Below are 21,232 nucleotides of genomic sequence, written 5' to 3' on the forward strand. Positions count from 1 at the left end.
CTCAGTCACCGTCCTCGCGGGTCAGCGCCCGCACCCGACGCTGCAGCAGGGCGACCAGATCGCGGTTCATGGTGGCCCGCAGGTCCTCCTCGCGCTCCGAGCGGCTGAGTACGGCGGTCTCGTCATAGACGTAAGTGCGCGACGCACGCAGCGGTTCGAGGTCCATCGCTTCACCATCGGCCGGGCGCAGACGCACGCGCAGGCTGCGGGTCAGTTCGTACTCGCTGACCCGCGCCTGATCGGACACCGACAGCGCGCGCCGCGAATCGTCCACCGAGCGGATCTCCAGGGTCGCGCCCCGCTCTTCCGGGCGCTCGTCCACGATCTCGATCCCGGAGGCACGCAGGCCCCGGGCCAGTTCCTGGTACAGCGAGTCGCGCGGCTGCAGGCCGCGGATCTCCACCGGGTCCAGTTCCGCCGGCCAGCCCCCGGTGCCGCGCAGCTGGAACCCGCAGGCGGCCAGCGAGGCCGTCAGCACGAGCACCGCCAGCAGACGCGGCAGGAACCGGGTCATTGCGGCTTGACCACGAAATTCACCAGGCGTCCGGGGACCACGATCACCTTCACAATGCCCTGCCCCTCGAGATGGCGCTGGACGTTTTCGTCTTCCCGCGCGATACGCTCCACGCTCTCGCGGTCCGCGCCGGCCGGTACCGCGATCTCCGCGCGGCGCTTGCCGTTGACCTGCACCGCCAGGGTCTCGCGGGCGGCCTGACGGGCGGCCTCGTCGACCTGCGGCCAGCGGGTATCGGCCACCAGCCCGTCATGGCCCAGCGCCTCCCACAGCACCTGGGTCACGTGCGGAATGATCGGGGCCAGCATGCGCACGATGCCTTCGAGCACCTCCTGGCGGACCGCGATGGCGCCCTCGGCCTCCTCCGGCAGCCGCCCGAGCTCGTTCAGCAGCTCCATGTTCGCCGCCACCGCGGTATTGAAGGTCTGGCGCCGACCGATGTCGTCGGTGACCTTGGCGATGGTGTCGTGCAGCTTGCGCCGCAGCTCGGCCGCCGGTTCGGACAGGTTTTCGGGATCCAGCGGCGACGCCGCCGGGCCCCCGACATGTTCGCGCACCGCGCGCCACAGGCGGCGGATGAAGCGCTGCGCGCCCTCCACGCCGGAGTCCGACCATTCCAGCGACAGGTCCGGCGGGGCGGCGAACATGGTGAACAGCCGCGCGGTGTCGGCCCCGAAGCGCTCGATCAGCGCCTGCGGGTCCACGCCGTTGTTCTTCGACTTGGACATCTTCTCCATGCCGCCGATCGCCACCGGCTGCCCGTCTTCGCGATGATGTGCGGCTTTCACCGAACCATCCTCGGCGCGCTCCAGTTCCACGTCGGCGGGGTTGATCCAGTCCTTCCCGCCATCGCCGCGCTCGCGGTAGAAGGTCGGCGCCACCACCATGCCCTGGGTCAGCAGCCGGGTGAACGGCTCGTCGGAGCCCACCAGCCCCTCGTCGCGCAGCAGTTTATGGAAGAAGCGCGCATACAGCAGGTGCAGTACCGCGTGCTCGATCCCGCCGACGTACTGATCCACCGGCAGCCAGTGATCGGCGCGCTCGTCGAGCATCGCCGTGTCGTTGTCGGCGCAGGCGTAGCGGGCGAAGTACCAGCTGGACTCGAAGAAGGTGTCGAAGGTATCGGTCTCGCGGCGTGCCGGCTTGCCGCATTGCGGGCAGGTCGCCTCGTAGAATTCCGGCATGCGCGCCAGCGGCGAGCCGGCCCCGTCCGGGATCACGTCCTCCGGCAGGCGCACTGGCAGATCCTCTTCCGGCACCGGCACCGCGCCGCAGTCGTCGCAGTGGATCACCGGGATCGGGCAGCCCCAGTAGCGCTGGCGCGAGATGCCCCAGTCGCGCAGACGGTAGTTGCGCCGGCGCCGGCCCAGTCCGGCCTGCTCCAGATGATCGGCGATCGCGGCCTTCGCGGCCTCCGAGTCCTGCCCGGTGAAATCGCCCGAGTTCACCAGCACGCCGGGTTCGGTGAACGCGGCGACCTGCACGTCGCACTCGCCCCCGTCGGCCGGGGCGATCACCTGGCGGATCGGCAGGCCATATTGCGTCGCGAACTCGTGGTCGCGCTCGTCGTGTGCCGGCACCGCCATTACCGCGCCGGTGCCGTATTCCATCAGCACGAAGTTGGCGACCCACACCGGGACATCCTCGCCGGTCAGCGGGTGGCGGGCGGTGAAGCCCAGCGCGCGGCCCTTCTTCTCCATCGTGGCCAGGTCCGCCTCGGCCACCCCGCCCTGGCCGCACTCGTCCACGAACGCAGCCAGTTCCGGATCGTTCTGCGCCAGCGCCTGCACCGTGGGATGCTCCGGCGCCAGCGCCATGTAGCTGACGCCGAACAGGGTATCCGGGCGCGTGGTGAACACGTTCAGCGGCTCGCCGCCTTCCACCGCGAACTCCAGCTCCACACCCTCGGAACGCCCGATCCAGTTGCGCTGCATGGTGCGCACCTGATCCGGCCAGCCGTCCAGGTCGTCCAGGGCCTCCAGCAGCTCGTCTGCGTAGTCGGTGATGCGCAGGAACCACTGCGGCAGCTCGCGGCGCTCGACCGGCGCGCCGGAGCGCCAGCCGCGCCCCTCGATCACCTGCTCGTTGGCAAGCACGGTCTGATCCACCGGGTCCCAGTTCACGGTCGCCTTCTTGCGATAAACCAGGCCCTTCTTCAGCAGGCGCACGAACAGCCACTGCTCCCAACGGTAATAATCGGCATCGCAGGTCGCGAACTCGCGCGACCAGTCATAGGCAAAGCCCAGGCGCTGGAGCTGGGTGCGCATCTGCTCGATGTTCTGGCGCGTCCATGTCGCCGGCGGCACATTGTTCTGCATCGCCGCGTTCTCCGCCGGCAGGCCGAAGGCGTCCCAGCCCATCGGCTGCAGCACGCTCCTGCCCTGCATGCGCTGGAACCGCGCGATCACGTCGCCGATGGTGTAGTTGCGCACATGCCCCATGTGCAGCTTGCCCGACGGGTACGGGAACATCGACAGGCAGTAGAAGGGTTCTCCCGCGGCATCTTCCCGCGCCCGGAAACAGCCGGTCTCGTCCCAGCGACGCTGGACCTCGGTCTCCACCTGTTCCGGGGAATAATGCTCCTGCATGGGCCTCACCTGTGCTGTTTGCCGCCGCGAACGAAGAACCGCGCAGAATACCAGTCACCCCGCCCCCCTTCCAGACAGTCCCGGATCTGCCGAATGGTTCCGTCGCGCGCAACCGCAACGCCGCGCACGGCCATCTAGACTTCAGGATACATACCCTTGACGCATCGACCGATGCGAAGGAGGTGCAGCATGATCTCCCTGATCCAGCGCCGTTATCCGGACGACCTTTCCGAAATCCGCCCCCGCCACGGGTACGAGGAGGCGACGCCCGGCGTACGCCGGATCGAGGCCGGCCGCCCGCTGCGCTGGCTGAGTGCCGGCTGGAACGACCTGCGGCATGCCCCGGCCGGACTGCTGCACGGCCTGATGGTGACCGCGATCGGAGCCGTCATCATGGGTGTGCTCTGGTCCTGGCCGTGGGCCGGGGTCGCCGCCCTCACGGGCTTCCTTCTGGTCGGACCTGTCCTCGCCACCGGCCTCAACGGCCTGGCCCGGAGCATCGAACGGGGCGAGACCGTCGGCCTGCGCTCGGGCTTCGGCGCGCTGGAGGCAACCGGCGGTGCCATCTGGGCCTTCGCCGCCCTGCTGGCCTCGATCTTCCTGGCCTGGACCGCCTTCGTGTGGCTGTGGATGGGGGTCCTCAACGTCGGCCACGCCGGACTCCTGGGCCCGCTGCACGAGGCCCTTCCGGTCCTGCTGGGCAGCACCAGCGGACTGATCTCGCTGGCCGGCCTGGTCGTCGCCGGTGCCGCTCTCGCGGTCGTGGTTCTGGCGCTCTCGGTGGTCACGATCCCGACCCTGCTGGACCGCCGGACCGGACTCATGACGGCGATGGGCACCAGCCTGAAGGCCCTGCGCACCAGCCCGGCCGCCACACTGATCTGGGCCGCGCTGATCACCGTTCTGTTCGCAGTCTCGGTGGCCACCGCTCTGCTGGCCCTGATCGTCGTGTTCCCCTGGCTGGGCTACGCCATGTGGCACGCCTACCGCGACCTGGTCGAACCCCCGGAGGAGGCGGCACCGACGACCTGACGCAGGCCCCGTTACCGGCACTCACGGACGCGTCGGCGGGTAACGGGGTATCACTCCACGGGGCGCACGCCCGGCCGGGGGATGCGCCCCGTTCTGTCTACGGGCGACAGGAAGACCCGGCCGCGCGCCCGTTTCGGGGCATGCTCGTGCTAACGTACCTCCGAGCACCGATGAATCCGGAGTGATGCCGATGAGCGACAAGAACAGGAATCCCGAGGGCGGGCAGGAAGAGGACCAGCATGAACGCGAATCGCGCCTGAGCGATGCCTACCACCGCATGCTGCACGAGGTCACCGAGGACCTCGAGAAACTGGAGGAACGCACCGGCAAGGCCATCAGCCAGGCGCTCGAGGGCGCACGCGACCGGGTACATAATGCCACCGACCTGACGCGCGAAGAGGCCCACGAGGTGATGGAGTACCTGCAGCGCGACCTGCAGGACTTGGGTGCCTACATCGACGCACGCAGCGAGGACTGGCGCAGCTGGCTGCGCATCGATATCGGCCTGATCGAGGCCAGCATCAAGAACGCCCTCGAGCGCATCGCCGATCGCACCCGGGTGGAGATCACCGAGCTGACGGCCCGCGCACAGGTGATGGGCGAATGGCACACCGGCGAGATTACGGGCCCCGGGGAACTGGTCTGCAAGCACTGCGGACACCCGCTGCACATGGAGAAGGTCGGGCGCATCCCGCCCTGCGCGCAGTGTCACCACACGGCGTTTCGTCGGGGACCGCCGCCGGAGGCGGACGCCGGCTGACCTCCGTGGAGCGGGGGGTAGTCGGGTGGAGGAACCCGGGTCGAGCAAACCCGGGGCGGCGGTCAGTCCTGGTCTTCGGCGCCGGTCCGCCGCCGACCGACCGCCGCGCCCAGCACCACCAGCACCAGTGCGGCCAGCACCGCCGGCCCCTCGCCCATCGCCGCGGCCGGGGTGATGCCGCTGCGGGGCTGGATCTCGCCATGCAGCGTCGTCGGCTCGAACAGCGGCGTGGCATCGATCAGGCGGCCGTCCGCATCGATCAGTGCGGATACCCCGGTATTGGTCGCGCGCAGCATCGGACGTCCGGTCTCCACCGCCCGCACCCGCGCGATCTGCAGGTGCTGGGCCGGCGCCAGGCTGTCGCCGAACCACGCATCGTTGGACACGTTGACAAGGAAGCCGGCCTCCGGCAGCGCGGAACGGATGTGCCGGGCATAGGCCGATTCGTAGCAGATGCTTGCCCCGGCGGTGCGCCCCGCCAGCGTGATCCGTCCGTCATCCTCCCCCCGGGCCAGATCGGACATCGGGATCATCAGCAGCCGGTCGAGCCACGCAAGCTGCTCGCGCAGCGGGATGTACTCGCCGAACGGCACCAGCTGCCGCTTGTGGTAGGCCGCCCCGCCCGGGTAGGTCAGGATCGCGTTATGGATATCCCCGTCGCGGTGGCCGTCGAACAGCCCGGTCACCAGCTGCGCGTCCTCGCCCGGCAGCTCCGCGGCCACCTGCTCCAGCGCCCCGGCCACCTCGCCGGTCAGCGCGGGGATCGCGGTTTCCGGCCACACCACCAGATCCGCCGGCTCGGCCTGCGCGGTCAGCTCGCGATACACTTCCAGCGAGTGCCGGATACCGTCCGGGGCCCATTTGCGCTCCTGCTCGATGCTCCCCTGCACCAGCGTCGCGCTGACCGGCTCGCCGTCGGGCTCGGTCCACTGCAACGGCAGCAGGGCCGCGGAGACCACCACCACGCCCGCCACCAGCCCCACGCCGATGCCGCGCGAACGCCGCCCGGCCGCCAGCACCAGCCCGGCGGCGATCAGCGCCACCATCAGGCTGGCTGCCAGCTCGCCGCCCAGCGGCAGCCAGGACGCCAGCGGCGTCTCCAGCGTGGCATGGCCGAACAGCAGCCAGGGGAACCCGGAAAAAAGCCAGGAGCGCGCCAGTTCCAGCAGCACCAGCCCGCCCGCCAGCGCCAGGATGCCCTCCATCCGGTGCAGCGGGAGGAAGCGCGCGGCCAGCGCGCTCAACAAGGCCGGGTACAGCGCCATCACCAGCACGAAGGCCACCGTGATCACGCTGGCCACGACCAGCGGGGCCTGGCCGAACACCAGCAGACTGTTGAAGATCCAGGACGTGCCGGCGCCGAAGAATCCGAGCCCGAACAGCCAGCCGAACCACGCGGCACGGCGTGGCCGTCCCTGCACCCGCACCAGCAGCCCGAACCACACCGCCAGCGCCAGCGGCGCGGCGGTGAACAGCCCCACCGGCGCGAACGCCAGCACCGCGAACGCCCCCGCGAGCAGGGCCAGCAGACCACCGACCCGGCGGCCGCTCAGGTCGGGCAGCGGCAGCCCGCTCATCGCGGCGCCTCCTCCGAAGCGGTGTCGCCCCCGGAGGCGGGTTCCGCGGGTGTCGGCCCCACCAGACGCATCTCCACCAGATGCAGCCGGCGATTGTCCGCCCGCAGCACGCGAAATTCCATGCCATCCAGGGTCAGGGTCTCGCCGCGGTGCGGCACATGCGCAAAATGCGACAGCAGCAGCCCGCCCACGGTATCGAAGGCATCCTCGTCGTAGGCGGTCTGGAAATAGGCGTTGAATTCGTCCAGCGGGGTCAGCGCCTTGATGGTGTAGCGCCCGCCTGGGTGCTGCATGATCTGGGTCAGATAGTCCTCGACGTCATGCTCGTCCTCGATCTCGCCGACGATCTGTTCCAGCACGTCCTCGATGGTCACCAGCCCGGCGACCCCGCCGTATTCGTCGACCACGATGGCCATGTGATTGCGGCTCAGGCGGAATTCCTTCAGCAGTACGTTCAGGCGCTTGCTCTCGGGCACGAACACCGCCGGGCGCAGGATTTCCTGCATGTCGAAGGCCGCGTCGTCCGGATCCCCGAAGAACCGCAGCAGGTCCTTGGCCAGCAGGATCCCGACCACCTCGTCGCGATGGTCGCCGACCACCGGAAGCCGGGAGTGGGCCGACGCCACCACGTCGGGCAGAAATTCCGACAGCGGGGCATCGCGGCGCACCACCTCCATCTGCGCGCGCGGGATCATGATGTCGCGCACCTGCATGTCGGCGACATTGAGCACGCCCTCCAGCATGGTCAGCGCCTCGGGATCCAGCAGCTCGCGCTCCTGCGCCCCGCGCAGGGTCTCGACCAGCTCCCGCCGGCTGCGCGGCTCGCGCCGCAGACGGCGCAGCAGCGGCTCCAGCAGGCGCCGCCACAGCGACAACCCGCCAGTGGCGGCCCCGGGCTCAGGCGCCATGAACACTCCGTGCACCGCCCGCGCACCGGGTCTCCGGCACGCGGTACGGGTCCGCAAGTCCGAGGCCGGCCAGGATCGCGGTTTCCAGGGCCTCCATCTCGGCCGCCTCGTCAGCGTCCTGATGATCGAACCCCTGCAGATGCAGCATCCCGTGCACCACCATGTGGGTGTAATGGTCGGCCACCGGCTTGCCCTGCTCGCGCGCTTCGCGCTGCAGCACCGGATCGCACAGCACGATATCGCCGAGACCGCCCGGGCCGGCCTCCGGCGGGAGCGGCATGTCCTCCGGCACCGGGAACGACAGCACGTTGGTGGCCCGGTCACGACCACGAAAGGCCCGGTTCAGCTCGCGCCCCTCGTCGGCATCCACGATCCGCAGGGTCACGCCGGTCGCGGCCTCGCCGCGCCAGGCCGCGCGGGCGGCGGCATGCAGACGCCGCGCCGCGGGCACTCCGGCCCGCGGGACTGCATACTGCACCGCGACCTCAAGCGTCATCGCCACGCTCCTCTTCGTGGGCATCGTAGGCCTGCACGATGCGCTGCACCAGCGGATGGCGGACCACGTCCTCGCCGCGGAAGTGGTGGATGCCGACGCCCTCCACGCCCTCGAGGATGCGGATCGCATGCCGCAGGCCGGAATGCTGCCCGCGCGGCAGGTCCACCTGGGTCACATCGCCGTTGACCACCGCGGTCGAGCCGAAGCCGATGCGGGTGAGGAACATCTTCATCTGTTCGACGGTGGTGTTCTGCGCCTCGTCGAGGATGATGAAGGCCTCGTTCAGGGTGCGCCCGCGCATGTAGGCCAGCGGCGCGACCTCGATCACCTGGCGTTCCATCAGGCGCGCGGTCTGATCGAATCCCATCAGCTCGTACAGGGCGTCGTACATCGGCCGCAGGTAGGGATCGATCTTCTGCGCCAGGTCCCCGGGCAGGAATCCCAGGCGCTCGCCGGCCTCCACCGCCGGGCGCACCAGTACCAGGCGCTGGACGCGGTCCCGCTCCAGCGCGGCCACCGCCGCGGCCACCGCGAGGAACGTCTTGCCGGTGCCTGCCGGGCCGATGCCGAAGGTCAGGTCGTTGCGACCGATCCCGGCGATATACCGCGACTGGCGCGGACCGCGCCCGCGGATCGCGGCGCGTTTCAGCCGCAGCACCGGATCGGGTGTGTCGGATGAGCTGTCGGCCAGGGCCTCGACATTGGCTTCCTGCAGGGCGGTGTGGACCTGCTCCAGGGAGACCGGCTCCTCCTGCGCCATGCGATGCAGATCGTGGATCAGCGCGCCGGCGGCATCCACCGCGGCGCTGGGCCCGGTGAGGTTGAAGCGCGGCCCCCGGTTGTGGACGGCGACGCCCAGACGGTTCTCGATCAGACGCAGGTGCGCATCCAGCGGGCCGGACAGACGGGCCAGGGTCTCCTGGTCGCCCGGTTCCAGGGTGAAATCCAGTCGGTTTGCCATGCCGGGTTCAGGCGGTCGCGGCGGCGGCAACGGGTTCGACCACCCGGCGCCCGCGCAGGGAGTGGGCAAGGGCCTCGGTGATCTCCACCGACACCATCTGCCCGATCAGGGACGGGTCGGCGGGGAAATTCACGATGCGGTTGTTGGCGGTGCGCCCGGCCAGCTCGTCCGGATTGCGCTTCGCCGGGCCCTCCACCAGTACCGGCTCGATCCCCCCCACCATGGACTCGTTGCGCTCGCGGCCGTGGCGTTCGATGACGGCCTGCAGCTCCGCCAGCCGTGCCTTCTTCACCGCCATGGGGACGTCGTCGGGCAGCGAAGCCGCCGGCGTGCCCGGACGCGCGCTGTAGATAAAGCTGAAGGAAAAATCGAAGTGCAGTTCCTCGATCAGGTCCATGGTCGCCCGGTGATCGGCGTCGGTCTCGCCGGGGAAACCGACGATGAAATCCGACGACAGATCCAGGTCCGGGCGCGCCTCGCGCAGGCGACGGATCTTCGCCTTGTACTCGAGGATGGTGTGCCCGCGCTTCATCTGCGCCAGGATCCGGTCGGAGCCGCTCTGCACCGGCAGATGCAGGTGGCTGACCAGCTTGGGTTCGTCGGCGAAGGCCTGGATCAGAGAGTCGGAGAACTCTACCGGATGCGAGGTGGTGAAGCGGATGCGCTCGATCCCGTCCACCGCCGCCACGTAGTGGATCAGCAGCGCAAGATCGGCCGTGTCGCCGTCCTCCATCGGACCGCGATAGGCATTGACGTTCTGCCCCAGCAGGTTGATCTCCTTCACCCCCTGCTCGGCCAGCGCCACCACCTCGGCGATCACGTCGTCGAAGGGGCGCGAGATCTCGTCACCGCGGGTATAGGGCACCACGCAGAACGAACAGTACTTGGAACAGCCCTCCATCACCGAGACGAAGGCCGTGGGGCCCTCGGCCTGCGGTTCGGGCAGGCGGTCGAACTTCTCGATCTCGGGGAACGAGATGTCCACCACCGGGGCCCGCGCCCGCTGCGCCTCGCGGATCATCTCCGGCAGGCGGTGCAGGGTCTGCGGCCCGAACACCAGATCCACGTACGGCGCGCGCTGACGCAGGACCTCGCCCTCCTGACTCGCCACACAGCCGCCGACCCCGATCACCATCCCCGGCCGGCGCTCCTTGATCGCGCGCCAGCGGCCCAGCAGCGAGAAGACCTTCTCCTGGGCCTTCTCGCGGATCGAACAGGTGTTCAGCAGCAGGACATCGGCCTGTTCGGGATCCTCTGTACGCTCCGCGCCGCCGTCCGCCTTCAGGGCGTCCAGCATGCGGTCGGAGTCGTACTCGTTCATCTGACAGCCGTGGGTCTGGATGTAGATCTTGCGGGTCATTGCGTGTCGGCCACCTCAGCTGATGTGCCTTTTAGAACGGGACGTCATCGTCATCGAAGGAGCCGCCCGGACCGGACGACGGGGAGGACGAACCGCCCCCGAAGCCGTCGCCACCGCCACCGGGGCCCGGGTCGTAACCGCCGTAGCCACCACCGGCAGCGGCACCGCCGGCGGCACCGCCGGCGCCACCGCCGCCGCGTCCACCGACCAGCTGCATGTCACTGGCGACGATCTCGGTGGTATAGCGATCCTGACCGTCCTGCCCCTGCCACTTGCGGGTCTGGATCCGGCCCTCGATGTACACCTGGGAGCCCTTGGACAGATACTGCGCGGCGATGTCGGCCAGACGGCCGAACATCACGACCCGGTGCCATTCGGTGTTTTCGCGCCGCTCCCCGCTCTGCTTGTCGGTCCACTGCTCCGTGGTGGCCACGCGGAAGTTGGTGACGGTCGCCCCGCCGGGCGTTTCGCGCTTTTCGGGGTCGGCACCGAGGTTGCCGAGAATGATCGCCTTGTTGACTCCGCGGGCCATGGGAACTCCTTGTGTCGGGCACGGGTTAATCGAGTCGATAGTGTAGCAGGCGCTGACGGGCGCAACAGAACCCGCCCGCGTGACGCGGGTCGCCGCGCGGCGCGAGCGCGGGCTTCACCCGGCCGGACCGCGCTCCAGGCGTTCCCGCAGCGATCCGTCCGCCTGCACATCGGGATGCAGACGCACATAAACCGAGCCTGCATCCGGCGACAGCGCGACCTCGGCCACGCCGGGACAGCCGCGCAGTTCACTCAGCAGCCTCCCCGGCTGCCCCTCCCAGACCGTCGGCACCGCGAGCGTCCGGGTCACGTAATGCTCCGGGCTGCCCCCGCGAGCCAGCAAGAGCCAGATCACCAGCGCCGGCACACTGGCCAGCAGGACCGTCACGGGCCCGCCCAGACCCAGCAGCACCCCGCCCAGCGCGCCACCGGCAAAGATCCCGAGGAACTGGGCGGTCGCGAACCCGCCCATCGCGGTGCCCTTGTGGGCCAGCGGGGCCGCGCGCGACACCATCGCGGGCAGCCCCGCCTCCAGCAGGTTGAAGGCCGCGAAAAAGCCGACCATCAACAGCGCCAGCCACCAAACGCCGCCGTCAAGATGGAAAGCCAGGGCCAGGCCGGTCTGCACGAGCACCAGCAGGGCAATCGCCAGCAGCAGCACGCCGTGCATGCGCCTGCGCCGCTCGCCGAGGATGACCCCCGGCAGCATCAACGCAAAGCCGGCCAGCAACACCGGCAGGTAGAAGGCCCAGTGTTCGGCCGCCGGCAGGCCGGCCCCCGCCACCAGGTACGTCGGCAGCACCAGAAAATTGGCCGCCAGCACCAGATGCAGGATGAAGATCCCGGCATTGAGCCGCGCGAGCTCCGGGTCCGCCAGCACCCGCGGCAGCATGGCCCATTGCGGGACCATGTCCGGATGCTGGCGCATTCGACCCGGCGACGGGACCCACAACAGGAGGATCAGCAGTGCCAGCACCCCCAGCCCCGCCGCAACCAGGAAAATGCCGGAAAGACCGACGCCGCGATCGAGCAGCGGCCCCAGTGCCATCGAGACGGTGAACGTGAGCCCGATGGTTAGGCCGATCACCGCCAGCGCCCGGGTCCGGCGTTCCTCGGCGATCAGGTCGGCGGTCAGCGCCAGCACCACTGCGGCCACCGCACCCGCTCCCTGCAGGGCCCGGCCAAGGATGATCCCGTGGATATCCTCCGCCAGTCCCGCCACCAGGCTGCCGAGCACGAACAGGCCCAGGCCGGCCGCGATGAGCGGCTTGCGGCCGAGGCGATCGGAGAGCAGACCGAACGGAATCTGCAGGGCCGCCTGGGTCAGACCGTAGATCCCCAGCGCCAGCCCGGCGAGCAGCGGCGTGGCACCCGGGATGTCGTCGGCGTGCAGCATGAACACCGGCAGGATCAGGAACAGGCCGGCCATGCGCACGCCGTAGATGGCCGCCAGTCCGGAGGTGGCTCGCAACTCGCGGGCATTCATGTGGTCAGGACTCCTGAATGGCACGCCGGTGAACGAACGCGGACGGGAGTCTACCAGAGCCCCGGGCCTCCGGCGGGCCGTGACCGGGTGTTACCATGGCCGGCTGGCAGCCGCCGGCTGCCCTTCCCAACGACTCCGGAGTATCCGTCGTCCCATGATGCAGAACATCCAGATCCGCGGCGCGCGCACCCACAACCTCAAGGACCTGCATATCGAACTGCCGCGCGAGCGGCTGATCGTGATCACCGGGGTCTCGGGGTCGGGAAAATCGTCGCTGGCCTTCGACACCCTGTTCGCGGAGGGCCAGCGACGCTACGTCGAGAGCCTGTCGACCTACGCGCGGCAGTTCCTGTCGATGATGGAAAAACCGGATGTCGACCAGATCGACGGTCTGTCCCCGGCCATCTCCATCGAGCAGAAAAGCACCTCGCACAACCCCCGCTCGACCGTCGGCACCATCACCGAGATCTATGACTACCTGCGCCTGCTGTTCGCCCGCGCCGGCGAGCCGCGCTGTCCGGATCACGGCGAGACCCTGGCCGCACAGACCATCTCGCAGATGGTCGACCAGGTACTGGAGATGCCCGAAGGCGAGAAGCTGATGCTGCTGGCGCCGGTGGTGCGCGACCGCAAGGGCGAACACCACAAGCTGCTGGAATCCATGCGTGCCCACGGGTATCTGCGTGCGCGCATCAACGGCGAGATCCACGAACTGGACGCCCTGCCCGAGCTGGACCCCAAACGCAAGCACAACATCGAGATCGTCATCGACCGCTTCAAGGTCCGCGAGGACCTGCGGCAGCGCCTGGCCGAATCCTTCGAGACCGCGACCGAGCTGGCCGACGGCCTGGCACTGGTCGCCTGGATGGACCAGCCGGAACGCGAACCGATGACCTTCTCGGCCCGCTTCGCCTGCCCGGTGTGCGGCTATGCGCTGCGCGAACTGGAACCGCGCCTGTTCTCCTTCAACAATCCCGCCGGTGCCTGCCCCACCTGTGACGGCCTGGGCGTGCACCAGTACTTCGACCCCGAGCGTGTGGTCGCCCAGCCCGAGGTCAGCCTGGCCGGTGGCGCGGTTCGCGGCTGGGATCGCCGCAACGCCTGGTACTTCAGCCTCCTGAACAGCCTGGCCCGCCACTACGGCTTCGATGTGGAGACGCCGTGGAAGGACCTGCCGGCGGAGGTCCGGGCCGTGATCCTGCACGGCTCCGGTGCCGAGGAGATCCCCCTGAGCACCCCGGCCGCGAACGGGCGCCTGCGCACCGACCACCGGGTCTTCGAGGGCATCATCCCCAACCTCGAACGGCGTTATCGCGAGACCGATTCGGCGGCCGTGCGCGAGGAACTGGGGCGCTATCTCAACGAGCAGCCCTGCCCCTCGTGCCATGGCACGCGTCTCAATGCCGCCGCGCGCAACGTGTTCGTCAAGGGCCACACCCTGCCGGAGATCACGCACATGAGCGTCGCCGGCGCCCAGGCCTTCTTCGGCGACCTCGAGCTGCCGGGGCGTTTCGCACGCATCGCGGAAAAAATCGTCCGCGAGATCGCCGCCCGGCTCGGTTTCCTGGTGGATGTCGGTCTGGACTACCTGACGCTGGATCGTTCCGCCGAAACCCTCTCCGGTGGCGAAGCCCAGCGCATCCGCCTGGCGTCACAGATCGGCTCGGCACTGGTCGGCGTGATGTACATCCTCGACGAACCCTCCATCGGCCTGCACCAGCGGGACAACGCGCGCCTGCTCAACACCCTGGCCAGCCTGCGCGACCTCGGCAACACGGTCATCGTGGTGGAGCATGACGAGGACGCCATCCGCGAAGCCGATCATGTCCTCGACATCGGGCCCGGGGCCGGCCGCCATGGCGGCGAAGTCGTGGCCGCGGGCACGCCCGCCGAGATCGCCGCCAGCGAAGATTCCCTGACCGGCGCCTACCTCTCCGGACGGCGCAGTATCGCGATCCCCGAACAGCGCCACGCCGCCGATCCGGACCATACGCTTCGGGTACGCGGCGCGCGCGGCAACAATCTGCGCGGCGGCGACTTTGAATTCCCGCTGGGGCTGTTCACCTGCGTGACCGGGGTCTCCGGTTCCGGAAAGTCGACGCTGGTCAACGCCACCCTGTATCCCGCCGCGGCCAACACCCTGCACAACGCGCGGCATCCGGTCGCCGAACACGACCGCATCGAAGGGCTTGAACGAATCGACAAGGTGGTCGACATCGACCAGAGCCCGATCGGCCGCACGCCACGATCCAACCCCGCGACCTACACCGGCCTGTTCACCCCCATCCGGGAGCTGTTCGCCGCCACCGCCGAGGCCCGTTCACGCGGTTACAAGCCCGGCCGGTTTTCCTTCAACGTGCGCGGTGGGCGCTGCGAGGCCTGCCAGGGTGATGGCGTCATCAAGGTCGAGATGCATTTCCTCCCGGACGTCTACGTGCCCTGCGACGTATGCCGCGGCCAGCGCTACAACCGCGAGACCCTCGAGGTTCGTTACAAGGGGAAGAACATCCACGAAGTCCTGGAAATGACCGTGGAAGAAGCGCTGGACTTCTTCCAGCCGGTCCCCGTTATCCATCGCAAGCTCGAAATGCTGATGGAGGTCGGGCTTTCCTACATCCAGCTCGGGCAGAACGCCACCACCCTCTCCGGCGGCGAAGCCCAGCGCATCAAGCTCGCCCGCGAACTGTCCAAACGCGACACCGGCAAGACCCTCTACATCCTCGACGAACCCACCACGGGTCTCCACTTCGAGGATATCGCCCAGCTGCTTCGCGTCCTCCATCGCCTGCGCGACCACGGCAACACCATCGTGGTCATCGAACACAACCTGGACGTCATCAAGACGGCCGACTGGCTGGTGGACATCGGTCCCGAGGGCGGCAGCGGGGGCGGGCAGCTGATCGTCGCCGGAACACCCGAAACCGTCGCGGCCACCCCCGCAAGCCATACCGGCCACTTCCTCGGCCCGATGCTCACACCCTGGCCCACCACCGAGGATGCCCCTGCCTGACGCGGCCGGCGCAAACTCGGGCCGCGGACCAGACTACCCCCCCGAAACGAAAAAAGGCCGCCCCGAAGGGCGGCCTCTTCTCACAGCGACGGCCGACGTGGCGTCAGGCTGCCTCTTCCTCGTCCGGCATCGGACGGTCCACCAGCTCCACGTAGGCCATCGGCGCATTGTCTCCTGCGCGGAACCCGCACTTGAGGATACGCAGATACCCCCCGGGACGTTCCTGGTAACGCGGGCCCAGCTGGGTAAACAGCTTGCCCACGGTTTCCTTGTCCCGCAGGCGGGAGAAGGCCTCGCGCCGCGCATGCACGCTGTCATTCTTCGACAGGGTGATCAACGGCTCGGCTACCCGGCGAAGCTCCTTCGCCTTGGGCAGCGTGGTCTTGATCAGTTCGTGCCGGAACAGCGCATTCGTCAGCGCCTGCATGGTGGCCTTGCGGTGCGAACTGTTGCGGCCGAGCTGCCGGCCGGAATGACGATGACGCATTGGACTATCCTCTGAATGCTATTGGCGTGTGACGCCCACTGATTACTCGTTCTCGTCCCGCAGACCCGGCGGCGGCCAGTTTTCCAGCCGCATGCCCAGGGACAGCCCGTGGGTCGCCAGCGTATCCTTGATCTCGGTCAGCGACTTCTTGCCGAGATTCGGGGCACGCAGCAGTTCCACTTCCGTACGCTGGACCAGATCACCGATGTAGTACAGGTTCTCGGCCTTCAGGCAGTTCGCCGAGCGCACTGTCAGCTCCAGCTCGTCCACCGGGCGCAGCAGCACCGGATCCACCGCGCTGGCACCACCGGTCGCGGTTTCGGCGGCCTCTTCCTGCAGATCGACGAACGGCGCAAGTTGCCCCTGAAGGATCGTCGCTGCCTGCCGAACGGCATCGTCCGGAGCGATGGCCCCGTTCGTTTCCAGCTCCAGCACCAGCCGATCCATGTCCGTACGCTGGGCCAGGCGGGCGCTTTCCACCCGATACGCCACACGCCGAATCGGACTGAACGTCGCGTCCAGCTGCAGACGACCAATCCCGGTCTCGTCCGTCTCCCCGCCACTCTGGCGCGCGGTGACCGGCTCGTAGCCTTCCCCCGTCCGCGCCGTCAGCGTCATGTCCAGCTCAACGTCCTTGTTGATGGTGGCGATTACGTGCTCCGGATTGACCACTTCCACGTCATGGTCCATCTGGATGTCCGCGGCGGTCACGGTACACGGCCCTTTTTTCTTCAGCGTGAGCGTCGACTCATCCCGCGCATGCATGCGCAGCGCCACACCCTTCAGGTTAAGCAGGATGTCCACGACGTCTTCCTGCACACCCTCAATGGTCGTGTACTCGTGCAGCACGCCCTCGATGCGGGCTTCGACGATCGCCGCACCCGGGATCGAAGACAGCAGCACCCGCCGCAGCGCATTGCCGAGCGTGTGCCCGAATCCCCGCTCCAGCGGCTCGAGCGCCACGCGCGACTGATTCCGCGCCTCGGACTCGACCTCGATCTGCTGCTTGTTGACCAGTTCGTTGGCTTGCATTGATGCTCCCGGCGAAATGCCCGCTGGCGGTTACTTCGAATAAAGCTCGACGACGAGCGACTCGTTGATGTCGGCCGGCAGATCCGCACGATCCGGCACCGCCTTGAAGGTGCCCTCGAACTTGCTGCTGTCGACCTCCACCCACTCGGGCAGACCGCTTTGCTCGGCCAGGGTCATCGAATCCTGGATCCGAACCTGTTTGCGGGCCTTCTCGCGAACACTGACGACATCCGCCGGCTGAACCTGATAGGCCGCCACGTTTACAACCCGGCCATTGACCAGAATCGCGCGATGCGCCACCAGCTGGCGCGCTTCGGAGCGCGTCGAGCCGAAGCCCATGCGATAGACCACGTTATCCAGACGGCCTTCGAGGAGCTTCAGGAGATTCTCGCCGGTCGAACCCTTTCGTTGCGCAGCCTTGTGGTAGTAGTTACGAAACTGCTTTTCCTGCACACCGTACGTCCGGCGCAGCTTCTGCTTCTCCCGCAGCTGGACCGCATAATCCGAAAGCCGCGTGCGGCGTTCGCCATGCTGCCCCGGCGGCTGATCCAGCTTGCACTTCGTCTCGAGTGCGCGCGCCCGGCTTTTCAGACCGAGATCGGCACCCTCGCGACGACTCAGTTTGCACTTCGGTCCAATATAACGACCCATAATTCGACTCCAGCCTCAGACGCGCCGCTTCTTGGGCGGCCGGCAACCATTGTGCGGGATCGGTGTCACGTCACTGATGTTCGTGATCTTGAAACCCGCGTTATTCAGCGCACGCACCGCCGACTCGCGCCCCGGCCCCGGGCCGCGGACCTCGACGTCCAGGTTCTTCACCCCGTGCTCCGCCGCTGCATTGCCGGCGCGCTCGGCCGCCACCTGCGCGGCAAAGGGCGTCGACTTGCGTGAACCGCGAAAGCCGGACCCGCCGGACGTCGCCCAGCTGATCGCATTGCCCTGGCGATCGGTGATGGTGATGATCGTGTTGTTGAACGTCGCATAGACATGCGCGACGCCCTCGGCGATGTTCTTGCGGACCTTTTTCTTGGTCCGGGTCTGCGCTTGTGCCATTAACCTGTATTCCCAGTCGTGTTACTTGCGAATCGGACGCCGCGGGCCCTTGCGGGTGCGCGCGTTGGTCTGCGTCTGCTGCCCGCGCAGCGGAAGGCCGCGACGATGGCGCACGCCCCGGTAGCAACCGAGATCCATCAGCCGCTTGATGTTCATGCTGATCTCGCGCCGCAGGTCCCCTTCAACCGGGAACTTGTCGACCTCGGCCCGCAGCGCATCCACCTCGGCATCGGTGAGATCCCTCACCTTCATCTCCGGACGCACCCCGGCGGAATCGCAGATATGCCGGGCACGCGTGGGACCAATGCCATAGATCGACGTCAGTGCGATCACCGTATGCTTCTGATCAGGAATATTGATTCCAGCGACGCGAGCCATCCAACTTCTCCATCAAGATTCGGCAAAGCCGACTATAGTATCAGCGTTTCGGTCAGCGGCCAAGCTCAGCCCTGGCGCTGCTTGTGACGGGCTTCCGTACAGATCACACGGACGGTCCCGTTGCGACGCACCACCTTGCAGTTGCGGCAAATCGGCTTAACGGATGCGCGTACCTTCATTTTCCTTCTCCTGTGCTAGCGGATCCCGGTCCCGCCGAAACCCTTGAGATTCGCCTTCTTCATCAGGCCTTCATACTGATGCGATACCAGGTGCGACTGCAGCTGCGCCATGAAGTCCATGACCACGATCACGATGATCAGCAGCGACGTACCGCCGAAGTAGAACGGCACGTTCCAGTACAGGATGAGGAACTCGGGCAGCAGACACACTGCGGTGATGTACACCGCGCCCACCGCTGTCAGCCGGGTCATCACCCCGTCAATGTAGCGCTCCGTCTGCACACCGGGACGGATCCCGGGGATGAACGCACCCTGTTTTTTCAGGTTCTCCGCCGTGTCCCGCGAATTGAATACCAGCGCGGTATAGAAGAAACAGAAAAATATGATCGCCGCGGCATAAAAGCCCACGTACAACGGCTGTCCGGGCGCCAGCGTGGTCGAGATCTCCCGCAGCCAGTCCATCCCTTCGGCCTGTCCGAACCACTGACCCAGCGTCGACGGGAAGAGGATGATACTCGACGCGAAGATCGGCGGGATCACCCCCGCCATGTTCAGCTTCAACGGAAGGTGGGACGACTGTCCACCCACCATCTTGCGACCCACCTGCCGTTTGGCATAGTTGATCGTGATTCGCCGCTGGCCGCGCTCCACGAAGACCACGAACGCGGTCACCGCCAGGGCCAGGATCAGCAGGATCACCACGAAGGCAGCAGCCAGTTCGCCCGTCCGCGCCAGTTCCAGGGTTCCGCCAATCGCGCCCGGCAGCCCCGCCACGATCCCGGCGAAGATAATGATCGAAATGCCGTTGCCAATGCCCCGTTCCGTGATCTGTTCACCCAGCCACATGAGGAACAGCGTTCCCGTAACGAGCGACACAACCACCGTAAAGATGAAGATCGGACCCGGATTCAGCGCCATGGGCATGCCCTGTATGGTCTGCCCGTTCAGCGCGATACCGATCCCGATACTCTGAAACAGAGCCAGCACCACGGTGCCATACCGGGTGTACTGGGTGATCTTTCGGCGGCCGGCTTCCCCTTCCTTTTTCAGCTGCTGCAGAGACGGCACCACCGCGGCCAGAAGCTGCATGATGATGGCCGCCGAGATATACGGCATCACGCCAAGCGCGAAGACCGACAGTCGCTCCAGCGCACCACCGGAGAACATGTTGAACATGTCCAGGATGGTGCCGCTTTGCTGTTCAAAGAACTGCTGAACCGCGACCGGATTGATGCCCGGCACCGGAATGAACGTCCCGATCCGATAAACCACCAGCGCGCCCAGCACGAACAGCAGGCGTTTGCGCAACTCGGTGAAGCCGGTCAGTCCGCCTCCACCACCCGCTCGGGCTGCCGGTCCGCGCGCCATTATCAGACCTCGACGCTGCCGCCCGCGGCCTCGATCGCCGCGCGCGCACCCCTGGAGACCCGGACACCACGGACGGTGACCGCGCCGGACACCTCGCCCGAGGCAAAGATCTTCGCCGCACGCGCCTCAGCCGGGATCACACCCGCCTGCTTCAGCGTCTCCAGACTGACCTCGCCGCCAACGCGGTTCAGTTCGTTCAGGCGCACTTCGGCCGTTTCGGCCTGGCGACGCGAGCGGAAGCCGACCTTGGGCAGCCGACGCTGCAGGGGCATCTGGCCACCCTCAAAGCCGGTCTTGGTGAACCCGCCGGAGCGAGACTTCTGCCCTTTATGGCCACGTCCGCCGGTCTTTCCCAGGCCGGAGCCGATACCGCGACCGACCCGTTTCCCGGCCTTACGGGCACCCTGCGGACTCGCAATCTCATTCAGTCGCATTTCAGACTTCCTCTACGTCCAGGAGATAGCGCACCTTGCGCACCATCCCCAGATTCTCGGGCGTCGCCTCGATCACCGAGGTACTGTGCATCCTGCGCAGGCCGAGCCCCCGAACCGTCGCCTTGTGGCTGCGGATCCGATTCGCCGGACTGCGCACGAGTTTGACTTTGAGTTTGCTCATGATCAGCTCTTCACGTCTTCGACCGACTTGCCGCGTTTCGCCGCGATCAGTTCGGGCGAGTTCACCATGGCCAGTCCGTTGATTGTCGCCTGCACCACGTTGATGGGGTTGCGGGATCCGACACATTTCGCCAGCACGTTTTTGACGCCCGCGACCTCCAGGACCGCGCGCATCGCGCCACCGGCGATGATACCGGTACCCTCGGATGCCGGCTGCATGTAGACCTTCGCCGCCCCGTGGCGTCCGTTCACGGCGTAGTGCAGGGTGCCCTCCTGCAACGCCACATCCCGCATCTCGAGGCGCGCCTGTTGCATCGCCTTCTGAATCGCCTGCGGGACCTCGCGCGCCTTGCCATAACCGAAGCCGACACGGCCTTCGCCATCGCCCACCACGGTCAGCGCGGCGAACCGGAACTGCCGGCCGCCCTTGACGACCTTGGCGACTCGGTTGACGCCGATCAGCTTTTCCTGGAGCCCATCGGTGGCTTCACTTACATCATTACGTGCCATTGTTATCTCCGCTGGGTCCGTCTGCTAGAACTGGAGCCCGCCCTCGCGGGCAGCATCGGCCAGGGCTTTCACCCGACCATGGAAGCGGAAGCCGGAACGGTCGAATGCGACTTCCTGGATACCCGCCTGGCGCGCACGCTCGGCAATCTTCTGACCCACGCGCGCGGCAGCATCCGCATTCCCGGTGTAGGTACCCGCATCACGCAGGTCCTTCTCGACCGTGGAGGCCGCGGCCACCACATTGTCGCCATTGGGGGCGATGAGCTGTGCATACATGTGCCGCGGCGTGCGATGGATACAGAGACGGTGAACGCCCTGCTCGCGAATCTTGTACCGCGCCCGACGTGCCCGCTTGATTCTGGCCTGTTTCTTGTCCACTGGTGCC

Annotated in this window: 23 protein-coding genes; 3 read left to right on the top strand and 20 right to left on the bottom strand. The window is 67.4% G+C overall.

Features of this window, described 5'->3' with window-relative positions; genetic code table 11:
• Window position 1 precedes the first annotated feature (1 nt).
• Window positions 2-514, bottom strand: coding sequence for an LPS assembly lipoprotein LptE (gene lptE, locus F790_RS0103140; RefSeq protein ID WP_018870646.1), 513 nt, complete (start codon window positions 512-514; stop codon window positions 2-4).
• Window positions 511-3,102 carry a leucine--tRNA ligase gene (gene leuS / locus F790_RS0103145; protein ID WP_019590817.1) on the bottom strand — a complete coding sequence of 864 codons (2,592 nt, stop codon included), beginning with the start codon at window positions 3,100-3,102 and terminating at the stop codon, window positions 511-513. Before leuS ends, lptE begins: the two co-directional genes overlap by 4 nt.
• A gap of 189 nt (window positions 3,103-3,291) precedes the next feature.
• On the opposite strand from leuS, the gene F790_RS0103150 reads away from it, so the two are divergent.
• Complete coding sequence (locus F790_RS0103150; RefSeq protein WP_018870648.1) at window positions 3,292-4,134, top strand: DUF2189 domain-containing protein; 843 nt, start codon at window positions 3,292-3,294, stop codon at window positions 4,132-4,134.
• A 190-nt stretch (window positions 4,135-4,324) separates the two neighbouring features.
• Window positions 4,325-4,894 carry a zinc ribbon-containing protein gene (locus tag F790_RS0103155; RefSeq protein WP_019589167.1) on the top strand — a complete coding sequence of 190 codons (570 nt, stop codon included), beginning with the start codon at window positions 4,325-4,327 and terminating at the stop codon, window positions 4,892-4,894.
• A 62-nt stretch (window positions 4,895-4,956) separates the two neighbouring features.
• Here F790_RS0103155 and lnt read toward each other — a convergent pair whose 3' ends face one another.
• The 7 genes from lnt to F790_RS0103190 all read right to left on the bottom strand — a co-directional run bounded on the left by lnt (window position 4,957) and on the right by F790_RS0103190 (window position 12,213).
• Window positions 4,957-6,471 carry an apolipoprotein N-acyltransferase gene (lnt, locus tag F790_RS0103160; RefSeq protein ID WP_019590818.1) on the bottom strand — a complete coding sequence of 505 codons (1,515 nt, stop codon included), beginning with the start codon at window positions 6,469-6,471 and terminating at the stop codon, window positions 4,957-4,959.
• On the bottom strand, window positions 6,468-7,379 hold the full coding sequence (locus F790_RS0103165) for an HlyC/CorC family transporter (RefSeq protein WP_019590819.1): 912 nt from the start codon (window positions 7,377-7,379) through the stop codon (window positions 6,468-6,470). The genes lnt and F790_RS0103165 overlap by 4 nt, the downstream gene beginning before the upstream one ends.
• Entirely contained in the window at window positions 7,369-7,875 is a 507-nt protein-coding gene (ybeY, locus tag F790_RS0103170; protein ID WP_019590820.1) for an rRNA maturation RNase YbeY, read from the bottom strand. The genes F790_RS0103165 and ybeY overlap by 11 nt, the downstream gene beginning before the upstream one ends.
• Window positions 7,865-8,836: a PhoH family protein gene (locus F790_RS0103175; RefSeq protein WP_019590821.1), complete on the bottom strand. Its 972-nt coding sequence runs from the start codon at window positions 8,834-8,836 to the stop codon at window positions 7,865-7,867. Before F790_RS0103175 ends, ybeY begins: the two co-directional genes overlap by 11 nt.
• 7 nt (window positions 8,837-8,843) lie before the next feature.
• A complete protein-coding gene (gene miaB / locus F790_RS13690) occupies window positions 8,844-10,196 on the bottom strand; it encodes a tRNA (N6-isopentenyl adenosine(37)-C2)-methylthiotransferase MiaB (RefSeq protein ID WP_019590822.1) in 1,353 nt (450 codons plus the stop codon).
• Between the two features lie 31 nt (window positions 10,197-10,227).
• Window positions 10,228-10,728: a single-stranded DNA-binding protein gene (gene ssb / locus F790_RS0103185; protein ID WP_019590823.1), complete on the bottom strand. Its 501-nt coding sequence runs from the start codon at window positions 10,726-10,728 to the stop codon at window positions 10,228-10,230.
• Window positions 10,729-10,842: 114 nt separating this feature from the next.
• A complete protein-coding gene (locus F790_RS0103190) occupies window positions 10,843-12,213 on the bottom strand; it encodes an MFS transporter (protein WP_019590824.1) in 1,371 nt (456 codons plus the stop codon).
• A gap of 157 nt (window positions 12,214-12,370) precedes the next feature.
• Here F790_RS0103190 and uvrA point away from each other — a divergent pair, with 157 nt between their 5' ends.
• Complete coding sequence (uvrA, locus tag F790_RS0103195; protein ID WP_026332839.1) at window positions 12,371-15,223, top strand: excinuclease ABC subunit UvrA; 2,853 nt, start codon at window positions 12,371-12,373, stop codon at window positions 15,221-15,223.
• Between the two features lie 103 nt (window positions 15,224-15,326).
• On the opposite strand, the gene rplQ is transcribed toward uvrA, so the two are convergent.
• From rplQ to rplR, 11 genes are all read right to left on the bottom strand, one after another.
• Window positions 15,327-15,710, bottom strand: coding sequence for a 50S ribosomal protein L17 (rplQ, locus tag F790_RS0103200; protein WP_018870658.1), 384 nt, complete (start codon window positions 15,708-15,710; stop codon window positions 15,327-15,329).
• Window positions 15,711-15,752: 42 nt separating this feature from the next.
• On the bottom strand, window positions 15,753-16,742 hold the full coding sequence (rpoA, locus tag F790_RS0103205; protein ID WP_019590826.1) for a DNA-directed RNA polymerase subunit alpha: 990 nt from the start codon (window positions 16,740-16,742) through the stop codon (window positions 15,753-15,755).
• Between the two features lie 30 nt (window positions 16,743-16,772).
• Complete coding sequence (gene rpsD, locus F790_RS0103210; RefSeq protein ID WP_018870660.1) at window positions 16,773-17,393, bottom strand: 30S ribosomal protein S4; 621 nt, start codon at window positions 17,391-17,393, stop codon at window positions 16,773-16,775.
• Between the two features lie 15 nt (window positions 17,394-17,408).
• On the bottom strand, window positions 17,409-17,798 hold the full coding sequence (gene rpsK / locus F790_RS0103215) for a 30S ribosomal protein S11 (RefSeq protein WP_018870661.1): 390 nt from the start codon (window positions 17,796-17,798) through the stop codon (window positions 17,409-17,411).
• A gap of 21 nt (window positions 17,799-17,819) precedes the next feature.
• The gene (rpsM, locus tag F790_RS0103220) at window positions 17,820-18,176 is read right to left on the bottom strand and encodes a 30S ribosomal protein S13 (protein ID WP_018870662.1); all 357 of its coding nucleotides are present in this window, start codon (window positions 18,174-18,176) and stop codon (window positions 17,820-17,822) included.
• A 65-nt stretch (window positions 18,177-18,241) separates the two neighbouring features.
• Window positions 18,242-18,355, bottom strand: a complete 114-nt coding sequence (gene rpmJ / locus F790_RS14120; RefSeq protein ID WP_018935185.1) for a 50S ribosomal protein L36 — start codon at window positions 18,353-18,355, stop codon at window positions 18,242-18,244.
• Window positions 18,356-18,370: 15 nt separating this feature from the next.
• Window positions 18,371-19,723 (bottom strand): preprotein translocase subunit SecY, encoded by a 1,353-nt coding sequence (gene secY / locus F790_RS0103225; RefSeq protein WP_019590827.1) that lies wholly within the window; start codon window positions 19,721-19,723, stop codon window positions 18,371-18,373.
• 2 nt (window positions 19,724-19,725) lie between these two features.
• Window positions 19,726-20,157, bottom strand: coding sequence for a 50S ribosomal protein L15 (gene rplO / locus F790_RS0103230; RefSeq protein WP_018870664.1), 432 nt, complete (start codon window positions 20,155-20,157; stop codon window positions 19,726-19,728).
• A gap of 1 nt (window position 20,158) precedes the next feature.
• Entirely contained in the window at window positions 20,159-20,338 is a 180-nt protein-coding gene (gene rpmD / locus F790_RS0103235) for a 50S ribosomal protein L30 (protein WP_018870665.1), read from the bottom strand.
• A gap of 2 nt (window positions 20,339-20,340) precedes the next feature.
• On the bottom strand, window positions 20,341-20,847 hold the full coding sequence (gene rpsE / locus F790_RS0103240; protein WP_018870666.1) for a 30S ribosomal protein S5: 507 nt from the start codon (window positions 20,845-20,847) through the stop codon (window positions 20,341-20,343).
• Window positions 20,848-20,871: 24 nt separating this feature from the next.
• Window positions 20,872-21,225, bottom strand: a complete 354-nt coding sequence (gene rplR, locus F790_RS0103245) for a 50S ribosomal protein L18 (RefSeq protein ID WP_018870667.1) — start codon at window positions 21,223-21,225, stop codon at window positions 20,872-20,874.
• Window positions 21,226-21,232: the final 7 nt, after the last annotated feature.

This window comes from Thioalkalivibrio sp. ALE20 (assembly GCF_000381405.1).
Classification (GTDB): Bacteria; Pseudomonadota; Gammaproteobacteria; order Ectothiorhodospirales; family Ectothiorhodospiraceae; genus Thioalkalivibrio.